General features: G+C 63.8%; 24 protein-coding genes. 12 read left to right on the forward strand and 12 right to left on the reverse strand.

Annotation, left to right across the window (positions count from 1 at the left end):
- Positions 1-51 precede the first annotated feature (51 nt).
- The 4 genes from PI87_RS21645 to PI87_RS21660 form a co-directional block, all read right to left on the reverse strand.
- A complete protein-coding gene (locus tag PI87_RS21645; RefSeq protein ID WP_052321675.1) occupies positions 52-1,296 on the reverse strand; it encodes an ABC transporter substrate-binding protein in 1,245 nt (414 codons plus the stop codon).
- Positions 1,297-1,494: 198 nt separating this feature from the next.
- Positions 1,495-2,625 (reverse strand): porin, encoded by a 1,131-nt coding sequence (locus tag PI87_RS21650; RefSeq protein ID WP_039599786.1) that lies wholly within the window; start codon positions 2,623-2,625, stop codon positions 1,495-1,497.
- A gap of 582 nt (positions 2,626-3,207) precedes the next feature.
- Positions 3,208-5,220, reverse strand: coding sequence for a CBM96 family carbohydrate-binding protein (locus tag PI87_RS21655; protein ID WP_157003196.1), 2,013 nt, complete (start codon positions 5,218-5,220; stop codon positions 3,208-3,210).
- Positions 5,221-5,519: 299 nt separating this feature from the next.
- Positions 5,520-5,933: a hypothetical protein gene (locus PI87_RS21660; protein WP_052321680.1), complete on the reverse strand. Its 414-nt coding sequence runs from the start codon at positions 5,931-5,933 to the stop codon at positions 5,520-5,522.
- Positions 5,934-6,218: 285 nt separating this feature from the next.
- Between PI87_RS21660 and PI87_RS21665 the strand changes: the two genes are divergently transcribed.
- From PI87_RS21665 to PI87_RS21685, 6 genes are all read left to right on the forward strand, one after another.
- On the forward strand, positions 6,219-6,653 hold the full coding sequence (locus tag PI87_RS21665; RefSeq protein WP_039599787.1) for a MarR family winged helix-turn-helix transcriptional regulator: 435 nt from the start codon (positions 6,219-6,221) through the stop codon (positions 6,651-6,653).
- Between the two features lie 45 nt (positions 6,654-6,698).
- On the forward strand, positions 6,699-8,162 hold the full coding sequence (locus PI87_RS21670; RefSeq protein WP_039599788.1) for an efflux transporter outer membrane subunit: 1,464 nt from the start codon (positions 6,699-6,701) through the stop codon (positions 8,160-8,162).
- Positions 8,163-8,206: 44 nt separating this feature from the next.
- On the forward strand, positions 8,207-9,469 hold the full coding sequence (locus PI87_RS21675; RefSeq protein WP_052321676.1) for an HlyD family secretion protein: 1,263 nt from the start codon (positions 8,207-8,209) through the stop codon (positions 9,467-9,469).
- Positions 9,470-9,536: 67 nt separating this feature from the next.
- Positions 9,537-11,090 carry a DHA2 family efflux MFS transporter permease subunit gene (locus PI87_RS21680; protein WP_039599789.1) on the forward strand — a complete coding sequence of 518 codons (1,554 nt, stop codon included), beginning with the start codon at positions 9,537-9,539 and terminating at the stop codon, positions 11,088-11,090.
- A 13-nt stretch (positions 11,091-11,103) separates the two neighbouring features.
- Positions 11,104-11,289: a hypothetical protein gene (locus tag PI87_RS29180; RefSeq protein ID WP_157003197.1), complete on the forward strand. Its 186-nt coding sequence runs from the start codon at positions 11,104-11,106 to the stop codon at positions 11,287-11,289.
- Between the two features lie 55 nt (positions 11,290-11,344).
- On the forward strand, positions 11,345-11,812 hold the full coding sequence (locus tag PI87_RS21685) for a MarR family winged helix-turn-helix transcriptional regulator (RefSeq protein ID WP_084210050.1): 468 nt from the start codon (positions 11,345-11,347) through the stop codon (positions 11,810-11,812).
- On the opposite strand, the gene PI87_RS21690 is transcribed toward PI87_RS21685, so the two are convergent.
- Together PI87_RS21690 and PI87_RS21695 are read right to left on the reverse strand one after the other, a co-directional pair.
- Entirely contained in the window at positions 11,809-12,489 is a 681-nt protein-coding gene (locus PI87_RS21690) for an AraC family transcriptional regulator (RefSeq protein ID WP_198139601.1), read from the reverse strand. The two genes, PI87_RS21685 and PI87_RS21690, sit on opposite strands and share 4 nt — an antisense overlap.
- Positions 12,490-12,494: 5 nt before the next feature.
- On the reverse strand, positions 12,495-12,992 hold the full coding sequence (locus PI87_RS21695; RefSeq protein ID WP_039599790.1) for a nuclear transport factor 2 family protein: 498 nt from the start codon (positions 12,990-12,992) through the stop codon (positions 12,495-12,497).
- 225 nt (positions 12,993-13,217) lie between these two features.
- Here PI87_RS21695 and PI87_RS21700 point away from each other — a divergent pair, with 225 nt between their 5' ends.
- From PI87_RS21700 to PI87_RS21710, 3 genes are read left to right on the forward strand one after another with little or no spacing between them, the layout of a single operon-like run.
- Positions 13,218-13,721, forward strand: a complete 504-nt coding sequence (locus PI87_RS21700; RefSeq protein ID WP_039599791.1) for a nuclear transport factor 2 family protein — start codon at positions 13,218-13,220, stop codon at positions 13,719-13,721.
- A 12-nt stretch (positions 13,722-13,733) separates the two neighbouring features.
- Positions 13,734-14,459: an EthD domain-containing protein gene (locus tag PI87_RS21705; RefSeq protein ID WP_039599792.1), complete on the forward strand. Its 726-nt coding sequence runs from the start codon at positions 13,734-13,736 to the stop codon at positions 14,457-14,459.
- A 25-nt stretch (positions 14,460-14,484) separates the two neighbouring features.
- Positions 14,485-15,324, forward strand: a complete 840-nt coding sequence (locus PI87_RS21710; protein ID WP_039599793.1) for an SDR family NAD(P)-dependent oxidoreductase — start codon at positions 14,485-14,487, stop codon at positions 15,322-15,324.
- 6 nt (positions 15,325-15,330) lie between these two features.
- On the opposite strand, the gene PI87_RS21715 is transcribed toward PI87_RS21710, so the two are convergent.
- The 6 genes from PI87_RS21715 to PI87_RS21740 form a co-directional block, all read right to left on the reverse strand.
- Entirely contained in the window at positions 15,331-16,458 is a 1,128-nt protein-coding gene (locus tag PI87_RS21715) for a cytochrome-c peroxidase (RefSeq protein WP_232314056.1), read from the reverse strand.
- An 86-nt stretch (positions 16,459-16,544) separates the two neighbouring features.
- On the reverse strand, positions 16,545-17,855 hold the full coding sequence (locus tag PI87_RS21720; protein WP_232314057.1) for an alkaline phosphatase family protein: 1,311 nt from the start codon (positions 17,853-17,855) through the stop codon (positions 16,545-16,547).
- A gap of 235 nt (positions 17,856-18,090) precedes the next feature.
- Entirely contained in the window at positions 18,091-19,053 is a 963-nt protein-coding gene (locus tag PI87_RS21725) for a hypothetical protein (RefSeq protein ID WP_039599794.1), read from the reverse strand.
- A 22-nt stretch (positions 19,054-19,075) separates the two neighbouring features.
- Positions 19,076-19,867: an SDR family oxidoreductase gene (locus PI87_RS21730; RefSeq protein WP_039599795.1), complete on the reverse strand. Its 792-nt coding sequence runs from the start codon at positions 19,865-19,867 to the stop codon at positions 19,076-19,078.
- Positions 19,868-19,901: 34 nt separating this feature from the next.
- Positions 19,902-21,089, reverse strand: coding sequence for a sulfotransferase family protein (locus PI87_RS21735; RefSeq protein WP_039599796.1), 1,188 nt, complete (start codon positions 21,087-21,089; stop codon positions 19,902-19,904).
- On the reverse strand, positions 21,086-22,210 hold the full coding sequence (locus PI87_RS21740; protein ID WP_039599797.1) for a DUF1214 domain-containing protein: 1,125 nt from the start codon (positions 22,208-22,210) through the stop codon (positions 21,086-21,088). Before PI87_RS21740 ends, PI87_RS21735 begins: the two co-directional genes overlap by 4 nt.
- A gap of 210 nt (positions 22,211-22,420) precedes the next feature.
- Between PI87_RS21740 and cysD the strand changes: the two genes are divergently transcribed.
- The 3 genes from cysD to PI87_RS21755 all read left to right on the forward strand — a co-directional run bounded on the left by cysD (position 22,421) and on the right by PI87_RS21755 (position 26,522).
- Positions 22,421-23,347: a sulfate adenylyltransferase subunit CysD gene (cysD, locus tag PI87_RS21745; RefSeq protein ID WP_269746657.1), complete on the forward strand. Its 927-nt coding sequence runs from the start codon at positions 22,421-22,423 to the stop codon at positions 23,345-23,347.
- A complete protein-coding gene (gene cysN / locus PI87_RS21750) occupies positions 23,347-25,302 on the forward strand; it encodes a sulfate adenylyltransferase subunit CysN (protein WP_039599799.1) in 1,956 nt (651 codons plus the stop codon). The genes cysD and cysN overlap by 1 nt, the downstream gene beginning before the upstream one ends.
- A 77-nt stretch (positions 25,303-25,379) precedes the next feature.
- Positions 25,380-26,522: a helix-turn-helix transcriptional regulator gene (locus PI87_RS21755; protein WP_039599800.1), complete on the forward strand. Its 1,143-nt coding sequence runs from the start codon at positions 25,380-25,382 to the stop codon at positions 26,520-26,522.
- The last annotated feature ends 27 nt before the right edge of the window (positions 26,523-26,549 follow it).

Raw genomic sequence — 26,549 nt, forward strand, 5'->3', positions numbered from 1 at the left:
ATCGGCCGGGGCTGCGATGGCATCGCAACCCCAGCACAGGTCAGACGACCCTTACTGCTGCTGCGGTGCGTTGTCCCAACGCGCCAGCACGGCACCCTGGTCCTGATTGATGTTCAGGAGATAGGCCGCCATGCTCTTCTGCATTTCCTGGATAAAGGCGGCGGAAAAATCGCCCTTGGGGTGCGCCACCGTGTTGCCTGCCTTGCGTGCCTCGGCATACAGCCGCTCCGACGCGGGGATTGCGCTCTGGCCGCCCGCGAACGGGCTGAACGCGGCCTCTGCCTGCAGGAACTTGCCCAGGTTCTCTTCCTTCGACCAGAACTGCAGCCAGCGCTTGGCAGCCGCAGGTTGCTTGGCCGCCGCGTTGATCGCCCAGGCCGTGCCCAGCATGTCCAGGCCTGCCGGCTTGCCGCCATCCAGCGACGGCAGCGGCGCAAACACAAAGTCCACCGCCGGCTTGCCGTTGACCGTGAACTTCTGAATGCTCCACGCCCCCTGCGGCATCATCGCCACGCGGCCAGCGGTGAACTCTGTCAGGCCGAGGCCCCACGGGTCGATGCCGACGTTCAGCTTCGGGTCATAGCAATGGGCGTCCGCCAGTTCCTTCAGCGCACCAACGGCCTGCTTGAAGTTCGGATTGGACGAGAACTTCTGCTTGCCGGCCACCACGTCGCTGACGAACGACGGGTTCGCCTTCACGCTGGGGGCAAGGCCCATGGTCAGCGCCAGCATGGCGGGCGCCCAACCGTCCTTGGCCGGCAAGAGCAACGGGGTGATGTTCGCGGCGCGCAGCTTCGTGCAGGCGGCCTTCATCTCGCTGACGTTGGTCGGCACATGGTCGACGCCCGCTTTCTTCAGCAAGGTCTCGTTGGCAAACAGGCCGATGCCAACCACCTCCATCGGCACCATGTAGTACTTGCCGCCAATCTGCGCGAGCGGCTTCACGTCAGGCGCCAGCTTCTGGATGGTCGGGTCGGCGCTCAGGTCCATGAGCTGCCCCGCCGCTGCCCACTGACGCATCAGCGGGCGGTCCACCATCATCACGTCCGGCGCAGCACCGCCCTGCAGGCGCGACGACATGATGGTCGTCGTGTCATTGCGGGCGATGTAGTCGAACTTGATCTTGATATCCGGGTTTTCTTTCTCGAACTTGGCGATCAACTCCGGCATGGCTGCCGGCTCCGCCGCGCCGCCTTTCCAGGCGCTCACGTTCAGTTCAACGACGGCCGCTTGCGCTGCGACTGCCGTCGCAGCCAGCAAACTGCTGGCGAGAAATTTCGCATAACCACGCTGCATGTCTTCCTCCACGATGGGATTTGGAGTCTGCGCCACCGAAGACGGTTTGATCGCTTGATCGGTGGCGCAGACACTTTGTTTTTATCTTGGTAAGCGTTTAACTAATTTTACCTAAGATGGCGTTTGGAACAAGGTCAATCGATAGGGAGATGCTAGGTATTTACCCCAGGCAGATTGCCCTGAACGGCAAGCGCTGGCTTAGAAGTTGTGCATGATGCCGGCGTAAGCACCGAGCTGGGAGCCGCCCGCTGCGGGCGAATTGCCATTGCCGGTCACAGGGTCACCGTAGCCCGGGGCCGTGGGGCGCACCGAGAAGTTGGCATTGGCGCTGTTCTTCACGTACGACACCGTGGCATAGAGGAACGTGCGCTTGGACAGGTCATACATGCCGCCCAGGCTGAACATCGTGCCGCGGCCTTCGCCATCGTGGTCGCTGGTCCACTGCCCCTTGCCCACCTTCATCATGTAGACCGCGCCGATGGCATGGAACCGGGGCGTGACGTCATACGTCAGGCCGGTCCAGACATGGTTGGCCACGCGCGACAGGCCTGGCGCCGTGTCCGGTGCCGTGTAGTGCGCCCAACCCACCTGCGCCAGCAACCTTGGCGTGATCTGCGCCTTGGCGCCCAGGAAGAGTTCACGCGATGCGATGAACAGGTTGTCGAGCCGGCCATTGTTGCTGTTGACCTCGTCATACAGGGCGCGCACTTCCCACGTCGGCTGCACATAGGCGACGGTGACGCCGTAAGACATGCCGATATTGGACAGCACCGAATCTTCCGGGCCCCTGCGGAAGCCGTCTGGGCTCTCGCCCAGGTTCAGCTGTGCGCCGAACTCGAAGCCGCCAAAGCTGGGCGACTCGTAGCGGATACCGTTGGCCAGCTTGTTGCCGTTGCGGTAGTTGGTGAACGTCGATGCCGAATAGTCTTCGAGCAGGAACGGATCGAAACGCCAGATGTAGTTGTTGATGGTGTTGCCCTGCCCCAGCCGCAACATGCCGTAGTCGGCGTTCTTCAACGCCACCCAGGCCCCGCGCTGAAACAGCTTGCCACCGCCTTGGTTGCCGGTATCCGAAGCAAAGGCACCCTCCAGCCAGAACTGCGCCTGCGTGCCGCCGCCCAGATCTTCGGTGCCCTTCATGCCCCAGATGCTGGTGCCCCACTGGCTGCCTTCCGCCAGCTTCGAGCCGCTGGTGTTGGCGCCCGTCTTGATGTTGCTCATGTACTCGACGCCCCCGCCCACACGCCCCCACAGGGTCACGCTGGACTGCGCATACGCGCCACCAGCCAGGCCCATGGCCAACAGGGCGGCGAAATATTTACGTTTCATTGGTCTCTTCCTCCAAATACACCTTGATTGGTGTTCCGACGGCTCTCACGCGCGTTCTTGGCTTCGTTCCGCCATGCGGCGTTGTTAAGCGTTTAACTAGAGTAACAAACCCGCCGCAAGTGAAGAGTTGGTGCTTTCCCTGATCAGCCCGCTCAACGCGGCTGCGTGCCAGCCTGCTACGAACGGCAAACGGCGTGGGAGCGCGCTCTGGCGGCAGCAGAAGCCTTGCCCCACCCAAGACGTGAAGCGGAAAAATGATCGGCCGACGCAATCCAGCGCTGTAGCGCCCTTGTCACGGCGTCAGATTCGTTCAGATTTCGACAGGCCGATCGCCACTACGCTGTCATTGCCCTGGGCTGGCTTGCCCATGGCTTCATCGTTTCCTTACGCCCGGCTACGACAACGTTGCCGGGTATTTTTTTGGGCAGACGTCGCCCAAGAAAAAAGCCCGGCCACCCTTGCGGGCGCCAGGCCAATGGAAAGAACGTCAATGGATGCTGCCTACAGCAAGCGCAGGTTAGTCGCCGTGCACACCTTCGAATCTGAACGATTCTGACGCGGGCGCACTGCACCCGCCAACCTTCAGTTTGCCGGTACGACCACCAGCACGGGCCGGTAGCCCGCCGTCGTGTGTTCCTTGGATGCGTAGGTCACCAGGCCACCGCTGCCCACGTTGACAGGCGAGGTCACGGCCAGCGCCAGCCGCTTGTCGCCGCCCTGCGCGCTAATCGCCTGCGAGGTGACGTCGACTGCCACGGCGTTGCCGACGGCAGGTGCCGTCCAGCTCGCCAGCGGTGATGTTCCCATCGTGGGCATGGTGTTCCAGGTGATGCCGCTTTCCGTCCAGGTGTGATCGGCTACGGCATAGCCATTGTTGATGATGCCTGCCTGCCCCACGCTGGTGGAGGTCAGGTACACCGTGGCCTGCTTGATTGGCGTGCTCACGCTCGACAGGTCGAACATCAGGTACGCATCACGGGCGTAGCTGGTGGCATCATTCTTCACAGCCAGGTCGACCGACGTGCCGAAGTTCGTGGTGGCGTAAGTGCCGTCACGCACGTAGGCGTCTGCCGTGTCGCTCAAGATCGTTGGCGTGACGCCCGGGCCGTTGTAGGCGCCGCGGTTCGGATTGGCTGTTGCAGAGACCGGGTTGCCCCAGTAGTCCCGTCCGCCGTTGTTCGGCACGATCACGCCGTTGCTCAACGCCGGAGAGCTGGTCCCCAGCCAATAGCCCGCCGTCGATGCCAGCGAGTTGCCGCCCGCGCCCGGCTTGATGAAGCCAGGGGCACCGATCACGCCGTCAGACGTGGGCGCAGGCACGCCCTGGTAGACGTTCCCTTGATAGTCGATGCCGCTGCCGGTGGGCAGCGTGGACGTGGTGGTCGCCACCCAGATGTTGTTCCACACCTTGGATGTGGTGGGCAACACGATGTTGAGTTTGGTGTTGGGGCAATAGAACGTGTTGTTGTACATCCAGAGCGTGACGGCATTGCCCACGCTGTTCGTACGGCAGTCGTTCTGGGCGACGTTGTAGCGCACGATCTGCGTGGCACCACCGGAGGTGCCGCAACCATCGCAGTTCAGGTAGAAGCCACCGTAGTTGTCGCGACTGTAGTTGTATTGCACCAGGCACGTGCCGGTGTTGCCCCAGTCGCAATCCCAGGCCTGGCTGTCCGCCACCGACGCATGGTTGCCAGTGACAACGTTGAACTGGATGGTCGGGTTGTGATCGCCCAGCACCCACATGCCGGCAAAGTTGCCGCCCGTGAACGGATACACGCCACCGCCCAGGTCATTCGCAACGTTGTACTCGATCAGCGGCGACTCGCTGTACGAGACCACGATGCCATCACCACCCGCCGACGTGATCGTGTTGTGGTCGACGTGGATGTTCTGGCCGCGCTTGGTCATCGACCCGGTGCGCACCTTGATGCCGCCACCCCCAGTGTTGCTGACCTGCGTGTTGTACACGTGCACGTTGTTCAGCGTCGAGCCATTGGTGGTGTCGGCGTCAAACTCGATGCCCGCGGAGTGGATGTAGTCGTTCGAGTTGGTCGCCTTGTTGGTCTGGCCGGCAACGCGATCCACGATCAGCCCGTTGATGTCGAAGCCAGTGTGCGCCGTGCCATCCGTCGACTGAACCAGCAGCCCGTTGCGCAGCCCCACCGATGCCGCCGGGTTGGTCAGCTTGATCGCGCCGATCGACCAGTTGTCGATGTTGTCCAGCTCGATCGCGGCCCGTGCGCCGTTGGCGTTGATGACCGGTGGCGCCCCGCTGCCGTAGGCACCCACGGTGATGGGCGCAGTGGCCGTGCCCGAACCCTTCCCAAGGAAGGCCCCGGTGCAGGTGGTACCGCTGTTGAAGAGGAGCGTGTCGCCGGGTGCGAACGTCCACGCATTGAGCTGGCTGATCGAATTCCACGGGCTGTTGCTGGCGCCGGTGCCGGCTGCGCTTGCTGAGCAATCGACGTAGTACGTCGACGCCGCGCTGGCGATGCCGGAGGACAGAACGGCGAACAGCGTCGACGCGACAAGCGCCGCAAATCGGTGCGGGCGCTTCCTGTCTGGCTTGTTGTCGGAAAGAAGACTGCGCATGACCACCTCGCTATCAAGAATGGGACGGGCGCGCGGGTGGAATCCCGCAACGCAGGACGCGACGACGGAACGGCCCTCTTGCGCGCACAGGGAGGCGATGTCGCGGAGCACAAAGTTAAGCGCTTAACTTTGTGAGCGCATCTTGGGAGGCGGCACTCGTTTTGTGTACTAGTGGGAACCCGTAAATGGGATGGCGCCCGTCCCTGTCGATATGGCGAATCCTGGGACGCGTCTGGGGCGGCGCTCCGAACATGCGTTCAGAGCAGCATCGGTATCGATCAAGAAGACGCCGGCACCGACTACTCAAACCAAACGGTGTCGACGTCCTTCATCAAATGACCGCCGAGCACGTAGTCGCCGAGTTTGGCGGCCTTGGCTTCGAGTTGCTCCAGCTCGTCCGCCGCCAGCCGATCCAGGTCGAACTGGCAGTAGAGATTCCGCTGCCGGAACGTCGTTTTCAGCCGCGCCAAGCCGGCAGCCAGCGCGGCCGGTGACCTGACGGCGATGTTCTCCTGCCCGCGAAACGCAACACGAATGCCAACCGCGCGCCCCAGCCGGCCGAGTGCAACCGCATCCTGCCAACCGGACTCGTAGTCCAGTTCAACGGCGACGATGCCGCCCGACTTCAACAGCCGGACCGCTTCCTCCCGAGTGCCGGCGCGTGCCGTTGTAGCTGCTGCCTTGATTGGCCCCACTGCAATTCGCGAGGGCATGTGTCCCACCTGTCCTGTTTGCATCATCGTCGTCAGTGCGGGCCCTGGCGGAGCCGCCTCCTTGATAAACGTCGTTGCCTTGCCCCAAAGTCGACCACCCTGCTCGCCAGGTCAGACTGACGTGCGATGGCTCGGGCACTGTATATATATACAGCATTAAACCATGGAGACATGTGACTTTCCAGCCAGGGAAGACCGCTGCATCACCCAGTGCCCGTTACAATTTCCTTTTGACAGAATCTGATTTGTCAAATAATGTTCCGTCACTAATGCAGCGAGCAGGCAATGAACCACTACAACCGTGACAACTTCCAGGTGATGCAGAGCGTGGGCTTCTACATCAACCGCGCCCGCAACTTCACGGCGATGGAGTTGGATGACGCCCTCAAGCCGCTGGACATCACAAGCCAGCAGATGGGCATCCTGCTGTCGGTGGCGCGCGACATTGCCAATACGCCGTACGAACTCTCCAAGCTGCTCGGCATGGATACCGGCTTGATGACGCGCACACTCGACAAGCTGGAGCAGAAGGGCTTGCTGGTGCGCAGCCGCAACGTTGAAGACCGCCGCGTGGTCAACCTCGAACTGACCGTTGCGGGCGCTGACATTGCTGGCCAGGTCCCCGATATCGCATCGGCGGTGCTGAACAACCGGCTCCAGAAATTCAGTGCGGCCGAGTTTCAGGAATTCCTTCGCCTGCTGAAAAAATTTGCGGAGTGAGCCTGTGGCTCACTTTTTTTATCCATTTATCTGACAAATCAGAAAATGAAAAATCAAACGAATCCCGCTTCCCTGCTCCGCCGCTCGGCGTTCGCGCTCTCGGCGGTGTGCCTTGCCGTGCTGGCAGGCTGCGCCAACTATGCCGGCATCCACAGCGACAAACAGATGGCTGTGCCCACCAGCTTCGCCACCACGCAAAGCCTGCCGCCTGAGCAAGGCCACTGGCCCGCCGCCGGCTGGGCCGAACAGTTTGGCGACGCGCAGCTCAAGACATTGATTGACGAAGCGCTGCAAGGCAGCCCATCGCTGGAAGCCGCCCGTGCCCGCGTAGCCGCCGCAGCGGCTGCCAGCGAAGGTGCCAACGCCAGCACGCTGCCGCAGGTCTCGGGCAGCTACAGCTGGACCCGGCAGCGCTTCTCGGAAAACGCCCTCGTTCCCCCGCCGTTCGGTGGCTCCTGGCAGACCGAGAACAAGGCCGTGGTAAGCGCCTCGTACGACCTGGACCTGTGGGGCAAGAACCGCGAGGCGCTCAAATCGTCGGTCTCGGCGTTGCGCGCAAGCGAAGCGGATGCCGAACAGGTCAAGCTGACCCTCACCAGCGCCATCGCCCGTGCCTACAACGAACTGGCCCGCCTATATGCCCTGCGCGACATCGCTGTGGATCAGCTCGCGCAACGCCAGCAAGTGCTGCGCCTCACACAAGGCCGCATCACGATGGGGCTCGATACCGATGTCGAAAAGAAAGGCGCTGAAGCCGACGTAGCCACCGCCGAAGCCAGCATTGCTTCGCTGGACGGCAGCATGCAGCGCGTGCGTTACCAACTCGGAGCACTGCTTGGCAAAGGCCCGGACCGCGGCCTGGCCATTACTCGCCCGACGCTTGGCGTGGGCGATGTGGTGGCCCTGCCCGACAACCTGCCCGCCGATCTCGTCTCGCGCCGCCCCGACCTGGTTGCCGCGCGATGGAGCGTGGATGCCACCACGCACGACATCGCTGTGGCCAAGGCGGATTTCTACCCGGACATCAACCTCGCGGCCTCGATCGGGCTGGACGCCCTTGGCTTCGGCCGCTTCCTCTCGGCAGCCAGCCGCACGGTGGGCGTGGGCCCGGCGATCCATCTGCCGATCTTCGATGGCGGCGCACTGCGCGCCCAGCTCAAGGGCCGCTATGCCGATTTCGACTACGCCGTCGCGCACTACAACGACACGCTGGTCAATGCGCTGTCTGACGTGGCAACGCAGCTCTCCGACATCCGCTCGACCGACAACGAACTGGCTGCCAGCGTGCGCGCACAGGATGCCGCCCGCCGTGCCTTGCAACTGGCCCTTGCGCAATACAAGGGCGGCCTGACCACGCAACTCACGGTGCTGCGCGCGCAAGCCAACGCGCTCAACGCAGACCAGCAGGTCGCCAACCTGCGCATGGCGCGCCGCGATCGGCAGATCGCCCTGGCCGCTGCGCTGGGTGGCGGCTACCAGGAAGCCCCGCAGAACACGCAAACCCACTGAATCCGCTTTTCATCTTCACATCGCCAGACCGAACAGGTGCCCAAATGAATGCCCCGATCCAGAACGAAACACAGGCCGTTGCAGAAGCCAGCGCAGCCCCCGCCACCAACCTCAAGACCCGCCGCAAGACCCTGCTGATTGCCATGGGCCTAGCCACCGCCGTGGCTGCCGCCAGTTATGGCGCGTACTACCTGACCGTTGCCCAGTACCATGAAGACACCGATGACGCCTACGTCAACGGCAACCTCGTACAACTCACACCGCAGGTGTCGGGCACCGTGGTGGCCGTCAATGCGGACGACACGCAGATCGTCAAGGCCGGCGAGCCGATTGTCTCGCTGGACCCGGCGGATGCGGAAGTCGCGCTCGACAATGCGCGCGCCCAACTCGCGCAGACGGTGCGCCAGGTCAGCGCGCTGTACGTCAACAACAACGTCTACACGGCCACCATCGCCCAGCGTGAAGCGGATCTGTCCCGCGCGCGTGACGACCTGCGCCGCCGCACCACCGTTGCTGAAGCAGGCGCCGTCTCTGCCGAAGACATTGCACACGCCCGCGATGCCGTACGCGCTGCGGAAACTGCGCTTGAGACCGTGCGCCAGCAACTGGCCAGCAACCGCACCCAGACCGCGCAAACCACAGTAGCCGCACACCCCAGCGTGGAAGCCGCCGCCGCCAAAGTGCGCGACGCCTACCTCGCCAACGCGCGCAACACCTTGCCCGCACCGGTGACCGGCTACGTGGCGCGTCGCTCGGTGCAGGTCGGCCAGCGCGTCTCCCCAGGGACGCCGATGCTGGCCATCGTGCCGCTGGATGGTGTGTGGATCGACGCCAACTTCAAAGAGGTGCAGATGAAGCACATCCGCATCGGCCAGCCGGTCGAACTGCGTGCGGACATGTACGGCAACGCCGTCACGTATCACGGCAAAGTTGCGGGCTTCTCTGCCGGCACGGGCAGCGCCTTTGCCACGCTGCCCGCGCAGAACGCAACCGGCAACTGGATCAAGGTCGTGCAGCGTCTGCCGGTGCGCATTCAACTGGACCCGGCGGAGTTGCGCGAGCACCCGCTGCAGCTCGGCTTGTCGATGCAGGTGGACGTGAATACCCGCGGCGCCACCAGCATCCCGCGCGCGCAACCTGCCGTGCCGCTCAACACTGCCACGCGCACCGATGTTTTCCGCCGCTACGGTGAAGAGGCCAACACCGAGATCGCCCGGATCATCGCGCAGAACAGCACTGGGGAGACACGCACCCCCACGCAACTCGCCCGTGCGAACACCCCGCACAACGCCGCCCCGCAGATGTAAGTCGCCCCTTTTTTATCCACATATCTGACAAGTCAGACAAACCGACGTTCTTCCCTGCGGGGTCATCATGGATGCTCAAACTACGACTCAGCCCGCGCCATTCACGGGCGCCAAGCTGGCACTCGCCACCGTCGCCGTCGCCCTGGCGACGTTCATGAATGTGCTGGATTCCTCGATTGCCAACGTGGCGATTCCCACCATCGCGGGCAACCTGGGCGTGTCGGGCGATGAAGGCACGTGGGTCATCACGCTGTTTGCGGCGGCCAATGCGGTATCGATTCCGCTCACGGGATGGCTCACGCAGCGCGTCGGGCAGATACGCCTGTTCGTAGCGGCCATCCTGCTGTTCGTGCTGTCGTCGTGGCTGTGCGGCATTGCGCCCAACCTACCTGTGCTGCTCGGCGCCCGGATTCTGCAAGGCGCCGTGGCAGGGCCGATGACGCCGTTGTCGCAAGCGATTCTGCTGGGCTCGTACCCGAAGGAGAAGAGCGGCACCGCACTGGCGTTGTGGGCCATGACCGCCACCGTGGGCCCGATTGCCGGCCCGCTGCTGGGCGGCTGGATTACCGACCGCTACTCGTGGTCGTGGATCTTCTACATCAACATCCCGGTTGGCATTTTTGCGGCGGGCGTGACGTGGTTCCTCTACCGCGATCGTGAAACCGTCACGCGCAAGCTGCCCATCGATACGATCGGGCTGGCGTCGCTCATCACGTGGGTGGCGGCATTGCAGATCATGCTCGACAAGGGCAAGGATCTGGACTGGTTCAACTCGCCGTTCATTGTTGGACTGGCGGTGGTGGCGTTCCTGGGCTTCGTCTTCTTTCTGATCTGGGAACTGACGGAAGAACACCCCATCGTTGACCTGCGCCTGTTCGCCGGCCGCAACTTCTTTGCGGGCACCGTGGCCATCTCAGTTGCGTACGGAGTCTTCTTCGCCAATCTGGTGATCCTGCCGCAATGGATGCAGCAATGGCTTGGCTACCCGGCCGTCAACGCGGGGCTGGCCACCGCGCCGCTGGGCATCTTTGCCGTGCTGCTGACACCGGTGCTGGGCCGCATCCTGCCGAAGTCCGACATGCGCGTGCTGGCCACGCTCGCCTTTGCGGGTTTTTCGGGGGTGTTCTTCCTGCGCTCGGGTTACACGACGAACGTGGATACGTGGTCATTGGTGCTGCCAACGCTGTTGCAGGGCATTCCCGCCGCGATGTTCTTTGTGCCGCTCACGGCCATCATCCTGTCCGGTTTGCCCGAAGACAAGATTCCCGCGGCGGCAGGCTTGTCGAACTTTGCACGTGTGTTCTGCGGCGCAGTCGGCACGTCGCTGGCCGCCACCGCCTGGAGCAACCGCACCATCCTGCATCACGCCCAGTTGGCAGAACAAACCGGTGCGAACAACCCGACGTACGCCGCCGCCCTGGATGGCATTCGTGCCGCATTCGGTTTCAGCCCGGCACAAGCGTTGGACTACTTTGAGCGTGGTCTCAATGCGCAAGCCTCCATGCTGGGCCTGAACGACATCTTCTGGATCTCGGGCGTGATCTTCGTGGTGATTGTGCCGCTGATCTGGTTGACGAAGCCAGCCAAGGGCGCCGCCGGTGGCGCTGTCGCCGCACACTAGGAGCGCACGCACCATGAAAGCCTGCCGCACATCACGCCAGCTAGCAGACACCAGTTGGCAAGCGTCTTCGGCCCTGCTGGATATGGCGATCCGGATGATGGCAGCGTCGTTGGTCGTCGCCATGTTGCTGATGGGGGTCGCGTGCGCAATGCGCGTCGTCACGCTCACGCTGAACCGCATCGACGCGACGCAGCGTTGATGTCAGGCGCTACGCGCTCTCACGCTCAGTCGCTTTGCTCACGAGAATCACCGCCATGACAGAACTCACCGTTTCACGCACCTCGATACGAGGCAGCGCCACACTCCTCGACATGCTCCTGGCCGCGAACCGTTTGAATGGCGCGCTTCAGCGCTATGTTGCGGAGGCGCTGGACAGCGCAGAGCTCACCCTGCCGCAATGGTTGGTGCTCTGTCATCTACGCACCGCAAGTGCCGGCACGCTGACCGAAGTTGCGGCTGCGCTCAATCGAGACACCGGTGGTCTATCGCGCGCCGCACATCTGCTGCATGCACGGCAGTTGATCGATGTCGCCCGGGAAGCGCGGGACCGGCGCAGCGTCCAGTTGTCCATTACGCCTGCCGGCATCGCCTTGTGTGGGCTGGTGGATCGTCGTATGAGCGAGCGCCCAGCAGAGGCGCTGGGCGTTGCCGTGGATCAGCAATCGTTACGAACCCTATGGCAACTGATCGAAGATCGGTTGCCCTGCATCCAACCGGATTAGCGGCTTCCATGCGCGCCAACCGCGCGCGCACTCTTCCCAAGCACCCCATCGTGCCAACGCGGCATCTGGCGGTGCAAGGCGGGTAGCGCTTCTATCTCGCCCAACGCTTTCGTTCCAGACAAACGCTCGGCGGTCAGCAGGGAAAGACCGAACCGATCGTGGAATGCAGATTCAAGATCGCCATGCACGGGCCAACCGATGCATCGCTTCAAGTCGCTCGCGCGGTTGCCTCGCTGCACAACCTCAAACAAGGCGCGCATGAGCCGCTGGGTACGGCGAATATCTGTGAGAGCGTATCCCTGCGTGAACAGCTTGCGGCGGATTTCCAGCGCGGGCATGTCAAGCAGCCTGGAGAGATAGCTGGCATCCCATGCCTGCTGCGGCTGAAGAAACACGCGCTGGGAAATGGCGCGATAGAGCGCACTCTCCCCCAGGTCACGGGGCATGTCACTTTGCACTTCGACTGCGCACGCCGCTGGCTGCTTGTACTTGCCGTCGAGCAGCAGTTCGATGGGCTCAAACGGCGCAACGACCAGTTGCTGACCGGGCGCAAGCACACGGTCGAAGCCGCGCCGCCGAATGACGGACCTGCCGCTGGTCGGCACGATCACCCACGGGAAAGCGGGCAGCAGGCGATGCAGCCGGACTTGAAAGTCGCATTGCAGGTGCACGTGCATGGCATCTACGCAGCGGGCACGTTACGTCCGGCAAACATCACCACGGGCGCCGCGTCGGTAAATCGCATCACCTGGCTTGACGTGATCACGCAGCGCGTCTTGACGATCTTCCAGCCATTCTCGGTGCGCACGTACTCGTCGTCATAGGTGGCACCGAGTTGCGTGAGCGTTTTCTCCAGCGTGTTGATCTGGTGGTAGTACAAGCCCCAGGTGCCGTGCGCCCGGTCGTTGTCCAGTACGGCGATTTCTGGATTCATGCCGTGGTGCATCTCGACGATGTGCTCATGGCAGCCGAGCCGCTGGAAGACGTCGATCAGCTTGCTGCGATCGTCGAACACACCGATCGCGCCGTAGTCGATCAAGACCTTGCCGGCGACAAAGCAATCACGCATGCCGTCGGTGTCTTTCCGATCGCAACAGGCGAAGTAGCGGGCCTTGAGCTGCCGGATCGCTTCGAGGTCTTCCAGCCTGCGCAGGCGTTTCACCAGATCGGTGTCTTGCATGTTGTTCGTCTCCCAGGGGCTGCAGCACGATCGCGCCGATCGCGTGGACAGTCCTTGCAGGCTAGCCAAAGCGGCTTGCCCATCCATCGTCTGATCAGACTATCGGCATGCCCGCATCACACTAGCCGGTCTTCTCTCTGGCCGGCGCGTAGTCTGTGTGGACGATGAACAGGCGCGCAGCTGCCAGCAAGATGCCTCTCCAGGCCACATTTGCCAGGAGACCCGATGAACGACGCCATACAAGCGCTGCTTGAGACCGAAGCGATCCGGCAGTTGAAGTACCGGTACTTTCGCGCGGTGGATTGCCACGATTGGCCGTTGCTGGCCAGTTGCCTTGCAGAGGACTGCACCACCTGGCTCGACAGCGGCAAATACCGCTTCAACGGCCGCGACGCATTTGTCAGCGAGCTGCGCAAACTCCTGGACGACCCGCCACTGCTCACCCTGCACCAGGGCCACCACCCCGAGATCGAGCTGCTGAGCGCAGACCGGGCCAAGGGCCTCTGGTACCTGGAGGACTATGTGATCTCGCAAGCGCAGAACTGGCTGCTGCGCGGCACGGCCTACTACCAGGACGAGTACGTCAAGCGCGATGGCCGGTGGCAGATCCTCTCCACCGGATACGACCGCGTGTTCGAGGCCGTCACCTCACCGATCCCCGAGGATTTTCGCGTCACCGCCAACCGCTTCAGCGCGGCCCGACAGCACACGCCTTCTCTCACCTCCTGATTCGCACACACCATGGAAAAAGTCCTGTACGTCATCTGGCGCGGCAAGACCGGCAACAATGGCGACGCCAAAGCGCTCGACCAACGCTTGCGCGGCGAGATTGCAGACAAGCTGCTGGCGCTTGGCGCGCACGGTGTTCAGGTCAATCTGGCCGATGCCGCTGTACAGCCCGCCGATGGCCTGCGCCAGGTCAACACGCGCCCGCAGATGGACGGCGTGATCAGCGTCTGGATGGACAGCGCCATCAAGCAATTCCGGCAGCCGTTCGATGATCTGATCGAATCGGCAGTCGAACGCATGGCGGCCTACTTGGTGACCGAGTCACAGCCGATTCGCAATACGCGCTTTCCGGCCAAGCCGGGCGAACGCACGGCCGGGTTCTCTCAACTGGCCTTTCTCCGCCGCCCGCCCCGGCTCACACCGGAAGCCTGGCTCGACATCTGGCACCACCATCACACCCAGGTGGCTGTTGAGACGCAGGACAACTTCCTCTACGTGCAGAACGTGGTGGTCCGCCCGCTGACGCTGGGCGCCCCGCTCGTCGACGCCATTGTCGAAGAATGCTTCCCGGCCGCGGCCATGACTGATCCGTACGCCTTCTTTGACGCCGTGGGCGATGAGGCGAAGTTCCAGCAGAACGTGGCACGCATGATGGACAGCTGCAACCGCTTCATCGACTTCGACAAACTCGATGTCGTGCCCACCAGCCAGTACGTGATCAAGGCGCCGGGCGCCTGAACACAGGGATGATCCGGGCGAAGCCATGGCCGCCAAGCTTCCGCTCAAGGGACAAACAGCGTTCGTTACCGCTGGCGCAGACGGCATCGGCACCGCAAGTGCGGCTGCGCTGCTGCGCGACGGCGCAACCGTCCTGCTGATGGGCCGCCGGCGCGATGCGCTGGAGCACAGTCGCCAGCAGTTGCGCGCGCAGATTCCCGACGCCAACGTACACATCTGCGCGGGCGATGCTGGCCGGGCCGGCGACATGCAGGCAGCGCTCAAACAGGCCTGGTGGCTGCAAAGCCGCCTGGACATCGTTGTACCTACCCTGAGCAGCGCCGGCACCCGCCCGCTCCTGACGCACGATGAAGCAAGCTTGCGCAACGCGCTTGAACTGCATGTCGTCAGCGCGTTCACTGCCATTCGACTTGCCGCGCCATGGATGGCCCGACAAGGCGGCGGATCGATCGTCTGTATCGCATCCGATACTGCGCGCGCAGACTTCAAACGGCTCTCGGCCCATTGCGCGGCCAGCGCCTGCCTCGATGGGCTGGTGCGTGCGGCCGCAGAAGAGTTGTCATCCGCAGGCATCCGCGTCAATGCTGTGCGTGCAGACCTGACACAGGCGAATACCACCGTGCCCACGTTCGGTGCGTCCGCAATACGTATGCCGCTCGGCCGCCCCGACACCCCCGAAGACATCGCCACAGCGGTGCGCTATCTGGCCGGCCCGGAATCGGCACGGGTGACCGGGCAAAGCCTGGCCGTCGATGGTGTCCGTGCATTGCGCCAGCGCCCCGAACCCGGTGGTGCTGCCCGTCGCCTTCACGGCGAGACAGCCCGCTCTGGCCTCGACAACGCGCAGCTAATCAGCTCGCGCTGAACCGGCCTACGGTGTGTAGCCGTCGTTCAGCGTTCTGAGGAACGCGACCACATCCCGGAGATCTGCTTGCGACCACACGGGCTTGTCGCCTTTGCGGTGCGTGAACGGCGCGTTGATGTGGTCGACGTTGTCCTGCAGGGCTTCGGGCAAATCGTCGAACTGCTGTTTGCCACCGGGATGGGGATACCACTTCTGCGGTGCGGTATCGCGCTCCACGTAGAAGCGCAGCGCCTCTTCCAGCGTGTGGAAGCGCCCGTTATGGAAGAACGCGCCACGCGTGGCCACGTTGCGCAGCGTGGGTGTCTTGAACTGGCCGCAGTAGCTTTGCTCGGCCTTCTGATCGGACCGCGCCGGACCACAGAGGCCTAAGTCGTAATAGTTCGGATCGGCGTTGGCCGGAATGCTCGGGTTGCGCGGCACACCGATGGCCGCGAAGCTGAAATCAGTCAGCTGCGGGTGTGCGCCGTTGGCACCCGGCTCAACGGTATGGCACGCCGCGCAGTTGCCGCCGTCCCGGTCTTTGAACAGCCTGAGGCCACGCTGCTCCTGCGCGGTCAACTGCACCTTGCCGTCCAGGTAGAGGTCGAACTTGCTGTCGTAGGGCTGAAAGCTCGGGTCATCGAGCTGGAAGCGCTGCAATGCCTGCCCCAAGGCGGCAAAGGCCGCATCCGGGTGCGCAAAGACGTCCTGTCCGAAGACGTCTTGGAAGCGCGCGGCGTAGGCGCTTTTGGAAAGCCGCTCCACCACGGCGGCGGCACTGGGGTTGGCCATTTCATTTGCGGCCAGCAGCGGCGCAGCAGCCTGATCGGCCAGGGTGTTGAAGCGGCCGTCCCAGGTGAAGCCGCCAACCGGCACGTTGTCGGTCTCGGTCAGGCGCTCGCGGGCATTCGACGTAAAGGTCTTGAACCAGATCGGGGTACGCCGCAGATAGCGCAGCGACGGTACCGCGCGTGTGCCGTAGTCCTTGAGCTCGGGCCCTCCCAGTTGCACCGCCAGCCCATTCGGCGGGCCGTAAGCGTGGTCCGGGCTATGGCAGGTCGCACACGACACGCGGCCGGACGCAGACAATGACGCGTCGAAAAACGCCAGCCGGCCGATCTCGGCCTGCGCCTGATTGGATGGCTTGACGGCCACCACATCCGGCTGGCGCGTACAACCTGCCAGGCACAAAAGCACCGCCGCGATAGCGGCAGCCCTTCGTGCCTGGCGCCGCCCCTGGGTCACCACTGCAGATTGGTGAAGATGTCGTTGCCAAACGGCACCAGGTTCTGGTCGTCGGCGTAACCCAGGTAGCCGTTGGTCTGGAAGATGTTCTCCAGGCTCTTGAGCATCGAGTAGTGGTTGTACGCCGTATTGCTGACCGTACCGGGCTTGATGAAGCGCGACAGCATCACCGCACCGGTGCGGTCACCACCCACGCCCACGTAATGCAGCTTGTATTGCAGCGTTGCAGAGACCGGCAGGATCACATCGTCCGGGCGTACCACATTCGGGCCGGGCTGCTGGCCACAACACGCATCGCCCGGCAGGTTCACGGTGACTGTGGTCACGCCATTCACGGTGGTTTTACCTGCCGGCACCATGTCGGCCGACTCATCGAAGTTGATGATGATCAGACCGTCCTTCTGGTAGGCCGGAGACGCCTGGATGATCGGAATCCACTTCTTGAGGAAGGCGTTGATCGAGGTCAGGCCGCCCTTGTCGCCGTTGACGCAGGGCTTGGCGCCCGTGCCGTCGCCGTCGTGGCCGTCATCGCACAGGTTGGGCGTGATGAACACGAAGTTGGGCGTGGTCTCGATCTTCTGCAGGTCGTTCTGCAGATTCGCATCCAGGTTGACGACGTGGCTGTCGCAATAGGCCTGGTCGTCGATGATCGCGTGGAAATACATGAACGGGTTGTGGCGGGTCGCGTACTGGTCGCCCTTGGGCACATCGGCCGTGGGCGCCTGTGCCGACTGCGTGTTGTCCATCGCGCCGATCTTCGGATGCCCGCAGGTGGCAGATTCACGGGTCGGGTCGTTGCCCATGTCGCCCATGTAGCCCTTCCAGGTCAGCTTGAGATCATCGAGCTGGTTGACGAAGGTCTTCACCGTGTTCGGATACACGCAGCCCATGCCGCCCTTGGCCTTGAGGACCTTGGGGTTGGCGGCATCCCAGCCATCGGCCACCACGTCGTTGAAGCCCATGTTGCAATCGCTCTGGGTTTCCTTGGTGGACGGCTGACCGCTCATCATCGCGAGGTAGTTATCCAGGCTCACGTGGCCTGTGCCGTAGTACTGGGTCAGCAGCGCGCCCTGCTTTGCCATGGCTTGCAGATCGGGATCCTGCGTGCTGGTGCCAAAGGTGTCGTTGTAGTTCTTGTTCTCCATGGTCAGCACGAATACGTGCTTGATCGACTGCTGGGTGGGCGGATCGTCCTCCATATTGCAACCGCCCAGCATGCCGCTCAGCACGGCACCCGCAACCAGCGCACCAGTAACACGGCACAGCGCATGCAACGCACGCAGTGAACCTTGACGCATAGCCTGCATAGACCCCTCCCCTTTTTTGATGTGAGATATCGGTCGGGCGCAATGGATGTCAGCCCGTACCTCGGCTTGTCGCCTCCAGCAACGTCGGACGAAAAAAGAACGCGGGACACGCATCGCCCCGCGCTCCAATGGCTGGAGATCACGTTGCCAAGCCGGCTCTTACGTTAGGAGGGCGACGATGTCTCGGCATCGTCCAAGCAGACTACGTTTGCATGAGGCAGAAGTGTCGACGTGACTAGGGCTTGCCGAAGCATGCAGAGAAGCTGCCGATGAAATGTTCGATGTCGGCATCCGGCAAGTGGTTGATGCCGGCGGCCAGGCGACGCCCGCCACCGGTGTCGAAGCCGCGGCAAAAATCTGCAGCCCCAGTGGGGCATGCTGCCGGCACTCGCACACTGACGGCATAGCCGCCGGTGCTCTTTGGCGATAGCAGGCCAATGGCATCGCCCGGGCGGGTGCGTGCCAGTTCGTTGCCCAGCACGCCGATCGCGCGGCGCGCCCACGGCGCATCCGGCAGCACCAGCAGCGCTGCGCCGGGAACCTCGTGCACGGGTGCGATGGACCGCGCGCGAGTCATGTCGTCCTCATAGCCGGCACGCAAGACGCGATACGCAACGCTTTGCGCAGCAAACGCCAACGGGTTCTCGAAGGGCAGTATGTACTGCGCCAGCGCAGCGGGATCGAAATGCAGATCGGCCAGGCACTCGCCGTAGGCGTTGTAGTTGAGGCAGGTGCCGAGTTGTTCCAGTGCGGCGGTGTCCTGCGCGCTCAAGCCCGCCTGCGCCGCCATGGCATGCGCCACACCGGTCAGGTTGTCGCCAAATGCCGCCGTGATCGCCCAGCGGTGGTAACGGCCGCCCAGGTACCGGTCAACCAGGATGCTGGTGCAGACGGTGGCGCATTCGTCGATATGGGCGCGCAGCCCGGCATGAACCGGCAGCTCGCCGGCATGGTGGTGGTCGAAGTAGTCCACAACCGCGCCGGCCTGCAGCAGACGCAGCAACCCTTCGCGGTTCTGGTCGAGCGAAATGTCCAGCGCGGTCACAACATCACCGGGTTGCACATTGATGCGTTCCAGCAGATGGATGTCGCGCTTGATGCCGGTCACGAGCGTGGCGTCGCAGGGTTGCGCCAGGCGCAGCTGCTGCAGCGCGCACAGGCCGTCGGCATCGCCGTTGAACGCAAAGTAGCGGGTCATTGCTGGGCTCCCGATGGTTTGCTCAGGGCATGAAATCGCCACCGTTGGCATCGAGCGACGCCCCGGTGATGGCGCGTGCGTAGTCCGACACCAGGAACAGCGCCGCACGGGCGCAGTCGTCATCGGTCGGCATGCGGCCCAGCGCGATCTGCGAGGCAATCGGTGCGACGATCTGGTCTTCGCCCACACCCTGCTCTGCGGCGGCGTGCTGCACATAGCCCTGCACCGGCGCGCCCCACATCCAGCCCATGAAGATGCTGTTGGCGCGAATACCGTGGTGGCCCAGCTCGCGCGCCAGATACTTGACCGCCACCGCCAGCGCGCCCTTGGATGCGGCATAGCCCGATTCGCCCGGCATCGGCTTGCGCGTGGCCTGGGTGTTGATCATCACGATGGCGCCGTGGCCCTGCGGTTTCATCAGGGCGGCCACTTCCTGCGTCAACGTCATGGTGCCGAATACGTTGGTCTCGAACACCTGGCGCCAGACGTCCAGATCGGCCGCTTCCACAGGCTCAGGAAAATTGCCGTGCTGGTAGGCGCTGTTGACGAGGGCGTCGATACGGCCGCATTTGCGCATGACCTCGGTGGCCAGGGCCCGGCATTGATCGCGATCGGTGATGTCGGTGGGCACCTTCAGAACTTCGCAGTCCGCACCCAATGCGTCGATGCGGGCTTGCGCGTCGTCCAGCTTGGCCTGCGTGCGGGCGGCAATGGCAACGGCGCGCGCGCCCTCGCGAGCCGCCTCCACCGCCAGCTTCACGCCCAGGCCGGGGCCGATGCCCGACACGATGACCACCTTGTCTTTCAACAGCATAGTGTTGTCTCCTTGGGTAGCGCAGTGCGCTGTTTCAGGCTGCGTTCACATGCCGGGCGCGATAGGCTGCAAAGTCGCGCTCAATCTGTTCCTGGCTGAGCCCGAACTGCGCCGGGGCATAGGCATGCGCCGCACGCTGGTTGCGAGGGTTGCTGTCCATCCATGCCTGCATGCCCGCGCGGGCGGCGTCCGTCAGCGGCATGCCGGCAAAGCGGTACACCGCCTGCACCACGCCAAACGGGTCGCGCACCGTGTCTTCAAACCGGACATCCAGGAACCGCTCGGCAGGCATGCCGTCGCGCACGGCCATGGCATGCGCCGTCGCACGCTGCAACTGGGCACTCCACTGCCGGCCGACCGCCGCGGCGTCCGGTGCGTCTGCGTACAGCTTCCACAAGGTATGCGCCATGCTTGCCATCGATGGAATGGTCTGGGTGGGGTCGCGATGGGTCAGCACCACCTGTGCACCAGGAAAGACCCGGAACAGGATCTCGACCGAATGCAGGTGTTGCGGCGTTTTCAGCACCCAACGCTGCGCCACCGGTTCACCACGCTGGCGCTTCTGCCACTGTAGGAACTGCAGCATGGTCTTGAGATAGGTATAGACCGGGGTATGGTCCTGGCGCTCCAGCCAGGCGGTGTAGGCCGGCACATTCACGTAGGAATCCATCGCGCACATGAAGGAGTGCTCCATCAGCATGAATTCCTCGTCGGCCTGCATGGCGTCGAGCGGGTGGATGGCCAGGATGTCGGGAATGAAGTGAATCATCTGCGCGACGTCTTCCTTCGCACGGGCGATACGCGGGCCGGCATCGCGCACGCCTTCTCCCGGCAACGGGGCCGGATAGCGCGTTTCCCACCATGCGGCGGAATGGAAACGGGCGTCCGTGGCCAGCATGCGTTGCAGCAGCGTGGTGCCGGTGCGCGGCAAGCCGATGATCACGAGTGGGTCTTCAACGCGCTCCTGCAGGATCTCCGGGTGGCACCGGCAGTATTCCTGGATGACGAGCCTGTTCACCAGTTGCGCCAGCAGCTTGCCGTGCAGCAGATGCACGCCCTGCAGTGACAGGTTGGCCTCGCGCGCCAGGGAATCAAACAGCACGCCCAGCGCCTCGCGATAGTTGCCGGGCCCGAAATCCGTCAGCCCGCCTGTCTGGTCGCTGGCTTGCGCCAGCAGGCTGTCCACGTCGAGCATCGTGGTGTGATCCGTGACAGCGGTCATACGACCTCCTTCAGCGTCTTCAACATCTCAAGCTTGACCACACGCGTGCGCGGATGCGCCGATTGCGCCAATGGCCCCGCCCCCACCCAGCGCCAGCACATGGTGCCGTTGCGGTGTCCGCCGGTCTCCAGCCAGTTCGGCAGGCCAGGGTCGCGCGCGCTAAGGATGACAGTGATGCCGCCGTTGGCATCCAGCTGCCCGCTGTGCTTGTTCAAGCAGATGTCGTGGTAGCGGTAGTCGAGCGATTCCATCCAGTAGTTGTTGATCTGGAAGTTCCAGAATTCACACGCGGGCACGCGGTCCACCTCCACCACCAGCGCTTCGTCATCCTCCAATGCCCATTGCGAGTGGTAGTAGAAGATATTCGGGTCGCCGCCTGCGGCTTGGCACACCGCCTGGTCTGCAGGTGGTAGGTCATTGACGTGCGTGCCATAGCCCTGTGCCCAGTCGGCAAAGATGCGTGCAGTGTTCTCCACAAACCCGGCCGCGCGCAGCAGGCCGCCGTGCAGGCGTTCCGCACTCAGGGGGGACGGCTTGTCCTCGGCGCCAATCCGTTCGATGTGCAACTCGGCCGGCGTTTCCGCCTTGCGATCGAGAAAGGTCTGGCGCACCACCAGCGCATTGGTAGCCGCTTCCATACGCACCCAGTTGCCGTCGTGCGGCTGCACGCTGAGGATGAGTTCGAAGCTGCCGTCCGGCGCCACCGTCAGCTTGTTGCTGTCGATAAAGCCGGTCTGGATCATGCGGCCATCGGTTTCATAGCCGCCCTTCTGCGTGCCGAAGCTCAGATAGGCCACGGTGCCGCGCCGGCCGCGAATGCGGTAGGTCGCGTTGCCGTCCAGGCGCGCATAGCGATAGAGGTTGTCCGGGTTGTCCGCGCCGATCTTCGCGGTCTCGTGCGACGGTGAGAAGAAGCCGGGGAACGCCGGGTCGGCAAACTCCACGTGCATCTCCAGCGCAATGCGCAGCAGCCGGCTCAGGTAGCGGTAGCCCTCGGCGCGCGTCAGTGCATCGGCCGGTGCCTCCGTGCGCAGGATCTGCTGCCCGCTGCGCTTGAGCACCTCGCAGAACTCGGCCCAGGTCTGGCCGCTCAACAACTGCTCTTCGGCAGAAATCGCCATGTGCTTGCTCCTGTTGTTCGTATGCGCAACAGGCAGGCCCTGTCAGCGCGTCGAAGCAACGGTACCAAGCGCATCCGTGCGGCTTCCTCCTCCACCTGGACTAGAAAACGCACCGCGCGGCACATCATTTTTTAGTCCGCCCGGACGAAGTGGTGCAGCACCCCGGCTCGCTACCTTTTCACCATGCCGAGTACCCCACGACATCCGTGATTGGGGCCGGCAAGCGAAGAGGAGACTTCGATGTTGACCCACCTGGAGCAACTGGAGGCGGAGAGCATCCACATCATGCGTGAGGTGGTGGCGGAGTGCGAAAACCCCGTCATGCTCTACTCCATCGGCAAGGACAGCGCGGTGATGCTGCACCTGGCCATGAAAGCCTTCTACCCGGCCAAGCCGCCGTTCCCGCTGCTGCACGTCGATACGACGTGGAAATTTCGCGAGATGATCGCCTTCCGCAACCAGACCGCAGAGCGCCTCGGGCTGGACCTGCGCGTGCACATCAACCCCGACGGCATCGCACGCAACATCAGCCCGCACGAGCACGGCTCGGCCGTGCATACCGACATCTGGAAGACGCAGGGGCTCAAGCAGGCGCTGGACCACTACGGCTTCGATGCGGCCTTTGGCGGCGCCCGGCGCGACGAAGAGAAATCGCGCGCCAAGGAGCGCGTGTTCTCCGTGCGCACTGCGCAGCATCGCTGGGACCCGAAGATGCAGCGCCCCGAACTCTGGCGCCAGTACAACGCCCGCAAGCGCAAGGGCGAAAGCCTGCGCGTGTTCCCGCTGTCGAACTGGACCGAGCTCGACATCTGGCAATACATCTACCTCAACGACATCCCCATCGTCCCGCTCTACTTCGCCAAGGAACGCCCCGTGGTGGAACGCGACGGCGTGATGGTGATGGTCGATGACGACCGCCTGCCCCTGCGCCCCGGCGAAAAGCCCGTCATGCGCAAAGTGCGCTTCCGCACGCTCGGCTGCTATCCGCTGACCGGCGCCATCGAAAGCGAGGCCGACACGCTGGACGGGATCATCCGCGAAATGCTGCTGGCCACCACGTCCGAGCGCCAGGGCCGATTGATCGACAGCGATTCCGCCGGGTCGATGGAGAAGAAGAAGCAGGAGGGCTATTTCTGATGGATACGCTACTGGAAGCCGCGCCGGGATTGACACACTCGATGGCGCAATCGGCGCACGACGACGTCGCGCAATACCTGCATGCCCAGAAGAACAAGGGCCTGCTGCGCTTCATCACCTGCGGCAGCGTCGACGATGGCAAGAGCACCCTGATCGGCCGGCTGCTGTACGAGTCGAAGATGCTGTTTGAAGACCAGCTCGCGCAGCTCGAAGCCGACTCCAAGAAGATGGGCACGCAGGGCGACCAGCTCGACTTCGCGCTGCTGGTGGACGGCCTGGCCGCAGAGCGCGAACAGGGCATCACCATCGACGTGGCCTACCGATTCTTTGCCACCGACAAGCGCAAGTTCATCGTGGCGGACACCCCTGGACACGAGCAATACACCCGCAACATGGTGACCGGCGCCTCGACCGCCGACCTGGCCGTGCTGCTGGTGGATGCGCGCCGCGGCGTGCAGACACAAACGCGCCGCCACAGCTACCTGGTATCCACGCTCGGCATCCGCCGCGTGGTGGTGGCCGTCAACAAGCTGGACATGGTCGACTACTCGCAAGCGGTCTACGACGCCATCGAACGTGAATACCGCACGTTTGCGCAGCAGATCGGTCTGACGGACATCGTCTGCATTCCGATGTCGGCCCTGCGCGGTGACAACATCACCGCGCCAAGCAGCAACACGCCGTGGTACCAGGGCCCAACGCTGATGGCACACCTGGAGAACGTGCCGATCGACAGTGCCCCCACGCAGGACGAGCCGTTCCGCCTGCCGGTGCAGTGGGTCAACCGCCCCAACCTGGATTTCCGTGGTTTTGCGGGCACCATCAGCGCGGGTGAAGTGCGCGTGGGTGACCGGCTGCGCTCGCTGCCCTCCGGCCGCGAGAGCCGCGTGGCCAGCATCATCGGCACCAACGGTGCCGATGGTCACTGCGCGCAGGCGGTGCGCGGCCAGGCCGTCACGCTCACGCTGGAAGACGAGATCGATGTCAGCCGCGGGGACGTACTGGTGTGCGCTGAAGACCAGCCCGCCGTGGCGGACCAGTTTGAAGCCACGCTGGTGTGGATGAACGAAGAGGCCATGCTGCCCGGCCGCCCCTACCTGCTCAAGCTCGGCACGCGCACGGTGGGCGCGACGGTGGCGCAGCCCAAGTACAAGGTCAACGTCAACACGCTGGAGCACCTGGCCGCGCGCACGCTGGAGTTGAACGAGATCGGCGTGTGCAACCTGCACCTGGATCAGCCGGTGGTGTTCGAAGCCTATGCGAAGAACCGCGACCTGGGCGGCTTCATCATGATCGACCGTCTCACCAACAACACCGTGGGCACCGGCATGCTGCACTTTGCCCTGCGCCGCGCGCAGAACGTGCACTGGCAGGCCATCGACGTCGATCGCCGCGCACACGCCGCGCTCAAGCATCAGACGCCGCGCATCGTGTGGTTCACGGGGCTGTCCGGCGCGGGAAAATCCACCGTGGCCAACCTGGTGGAAAAGCGTCTGCACGCACTCGGCCACCACACCTATCTGCTGGACGGCGATAACGTGCGGCACGGGCTGAACAAGGACCTGGGCTTCTCCGAGGCCGACCGGGTGGAAAACATCCGCCGCGTGGCCGAAGTGTCGCGCCTGATGCTGGATGCAGGGCTGATCGTGCTGGTGTCGTTCATCTCGCCGTTCCGTGCAGAGCGCGACATGGCGCGGGCGCTGGTGGGCGAAGGCGAGTTCATCGAAGTCTTTGTCGATACCCCGCTGGCGGTGGCTGAGGAACGCGACCCCAAGGGGCTGTACCGCAAGGCACGCCGCGGCGAGCTGAAGAACTTCACTGGCATCGACTCACCTTACGAGCCGCCCGAGCAACCAGAGCTGCGCATCGACACCACAGCGGAGACGGCCGAGCAGGCAGCCGAGCGCATCGTCGCGTGGCTGCGGGAATCCGCGTCTACTGCAAACGGACGATGAAGCCACGGCCTCGATCCGTACGATGGGAAAGGCGGCCCGCGCCGCCTTTTTCCGTTGTCGCGACGCGAGGATTCTTCATGAAGCTGTCAGACCCGCTGCCGGCCAGCGAACTGAGCGCCCTGCTCGATCTGCTCTATCAGGGGCCGACCGAGACGGTGCCTTGGGCGGGCTTTCTCGAAAGCGTGCGCAAGCGGCTGGATGCGGCCTTCGTGACGCTGGTGCTGCGCCACCCCGCCACGTGCCGGCCCGGGCTGATCGTCAACGCCTCAAGCTACGGCCCGCTCCTACCGGGTGAGCCCTCCTACAGCGAGCAGTACTACGCCCTGTGCCCATTCCTGGATCTGCATCCGGACCGCCTCTTCAGCGCCGACGAACTGTTCGGCCAGACCGGCTGGCTGGCGCACCCGTTCTACGTTCAATATCTGCAGCCGCTGGATCTGCGCTACATCCTGGCGGGCAACCTGGTCACACCCAACGGGGTGGAGTGTGCGCTGTTCGTCAGCCGCAAACACGGGGCGCACGACTATGACGATGCCGACAAGGCAATGCTGGGCGGGCTGCTGCCGCACTTAAAGCGTGCGGTCGATCTGCACGCGCGGCTCGACGTGCTCGAATCGGAACGCACCCTGTACGAGGGCGCGGTGGACCGCCTGCTGGTGGGCACCGTCATCCTGGACGAGCGCGGCAAGGTGATGAAGACCAACGACATGGCCAACCGCCTGCTGGCCACGCGCGACGGCCTGCAGTTGAGCAACGGCGCCCTGCAGGCGCACTGCCCGGTGGAGAACCAAAGGTTCCGCAAGATTATCGAAGGCGCGGTCCAAGCGCAGGCCACCGCCAACATGCGCAGTGAAGTCACCACGCTGACGCGGCCCACGGTGCCCACACCACTGAGCGTGCTGGTGCGCCCCATCCCGCTCAGCTACCGCGCAGAAGACAAGGCACGCCGGCCTGCCGTGGCCGTGTTCATTCGCGACCCGGCGGGCTCACCGCGCAACACGCACGCCAACCTGCGCAAGCTGTTCCATCTCACCCCTACGGAAATCGAACTGGCTCTGCTGATGGTGGATGGGCTGACGCTGAACGAAGCCGCCACCCGGCTCGGCATCAAGAAGAACACGGCACGCGCCCACCTGCGCGGCATCTTCTCCAAGACGGGCGCCACGCGGCAAGCCGTGCTGGTGAAGATGCTGTTGTCGAGCGTGGTGGTGATGGGCTGAACAAACCAAACGGGGCGTCATCGAACG

The organism is Ralstonia sp. A12 (assembly GCF_000801955.1).
In the GTDB taxonomy this organism is placed as follows: Bacteria; Pseudomonadota; Gammaproteobacteria; order Burkholderiales; family Burkholderiaceae; genus Ralstonia.

What these genes read in the sequence shown, in the direction of transcription:
- PI87_RS21700 (WP_039599791.1), top strand. Translation starts at nt 13,218, where the DNA reads ATGAACGACGCCATACAAGCGCTGCTTGAGACCGAAGCGATCCGGCAG.
- PI87_RS21680 (WP_039599789.1), top strand. Translation starts at nt 9,537, where the DNA reads ATGGATGCTCAAACTACGACTCAGCCCGCGCCATTCACGGGCGCCAAG.
- PI87_RS21665 (WP_039599787.1), top strand. Translation starts at nt 6,219, where the DNA reads ATGAACCACTACAACCGTGACAACTTCCAGGTGATGCAGAGCGTGGGC.
- PI87_RS21705 (WP_039599792.1), top strand. Translation starts at nt 13,734, where the DNA reads ATGGAAAAAGTCCTGTACGTCATCTGGCGCGGCAAGACCGGCAACAAT.
- PI87_RS21690 (WP_198139601.1), bottom strand. Translation starts at nt 12,489, where the DNA reads ATGCACGTGCACCTGCAATGCGACTTTCAAGTCCGGCTGCATCGCCTG.
- PI87_RS21645 (WP_052321675.1), bottom strand. Translation starts at nt 1,296, where the DNA reads ATGCAGCGTGGTTATGCGAAATTTCTCGCCAGCAGTTTGCTGGCTGCG.
- PI87_RS21655 (WP_157003196.1), bottom strand. Translation starts at nt 5,220, where the DNA reads ATGCGCAGTCTTCTTTCCGACAACAAGCCAGACAGGAAGCGCCCGCAC.
- PI87_RS21735 (WP_039599796.1), bottom strand. Translation starts at nt 21,089, where the DNA reads ATGACCGCTGTCACGGATCACACCACGATGCTCGACGTGGACAGCCTG.
- PI87_RS21685 (WP_084210050.1), top strand. Translation starts at nt 11,345, where the DNA reads ATGACAGAACTCACCGTTTCACGCACCTCGATACGAGGCAGCGCCACA.
- PI87_RS21725 (WP_039599794.1), bottom strand. Translation starts at nt 19,053, where the DNA reads ATGACCCGCTACTTTGCGTTCAACGGCGATGCCGACGGCCTGTGCGCG.
- PI87_RS21740 (WP_039599797.1), bottom strand. Translation starts at nt 22,210, where the DNA reads ATGGCGATTTCTGCCGAAGAGCAGTTGTTGAGCGGCCAGACCTGGGCC.
- PI87_RS29180 (WP_157003197.1), top strand. Translation starts at nt 11,104, where the DNA reads ATGAAAGCCTGCCGCACATCACGCCAGCTAGCAGACACCAGTTGGCAA.
- cysN (WP_039599799.1), top strand. Translation starts at nt 23,347, where the DNA reads ATGGATACGCTACTGGAAGCCGCGCCGGGATTGACACACTCGATGGCG.
- PI87_RS21675 (WP_052321676.1), top strand. Translation starts at nt 8,207, where the DNA reads ATGAATGCCCCGATCCAGAACGAAACACAGGCCGTTGCAGAAGCCAGC.
- PI87_RS21730 (WP_039599795.1), bottom strand. Translation starts at nt 19,867, where the DNA reads ATGCTGTTGAAAGACAAGGTGGTCATCGTGTCGGGCATCGGCCCCGGC.
- PI87_RS21650 (WP_039599786.1), bottom strand. Translation starts at nt 2,625, where the DNA reads ATGAAACGTAAATATTTCGCCGCCCTGTTGGCCATGGGCCTGGCTGGT.
- PI87_RS21660 (WP_052321680.1), bottom strand. Translation starts at nt 5,933, where the DNA reads ATGCCCTCGCGAATTGCAGTGGGGCCAATCAAGGCAGCAGCTACAACG.
- PI87_RS21710 (WP_039599793.1), top strand. Translation starts at nt 14,485, where the DNA reads ATGGCCGCCAAGCTTCCGCTCAAGGGACAAACAGCGTTCGTTACCGCT.
- PI87_RS21695 (WP_039599790.1), bottom strand. Translation starts at nt 12,992, where the DNA reads ATGCAAGACACCGATCTGGTGAAACGCCTGCGCAGGCTGGAAGACCTC.
- PI87_RS21670 (WP_039599788.1), top strand. Translation starts at nt 6,699, where the DNA reads ATGAAAAATCAAACGAATCCCGCTTCCCTGCTCCGCCGCTCGGCGTTC.
- PI87_RS21755 (WP_039599800.1), top strand. Translation starts at nt 25,380, where the DNA reads ATGAAGCTGTCAGACCCGCTGCCGGCCAGCGAACTGAGCGCCCTGCTC.
- PI87_RS21720 (WP_232314057.1), bottom strand. Translation starts at nt 17,855, where the DNA reads ATGCAGGCTATGCGTCAAGGTTCACTGCGTGCGTTGCATGCGCTGTGC.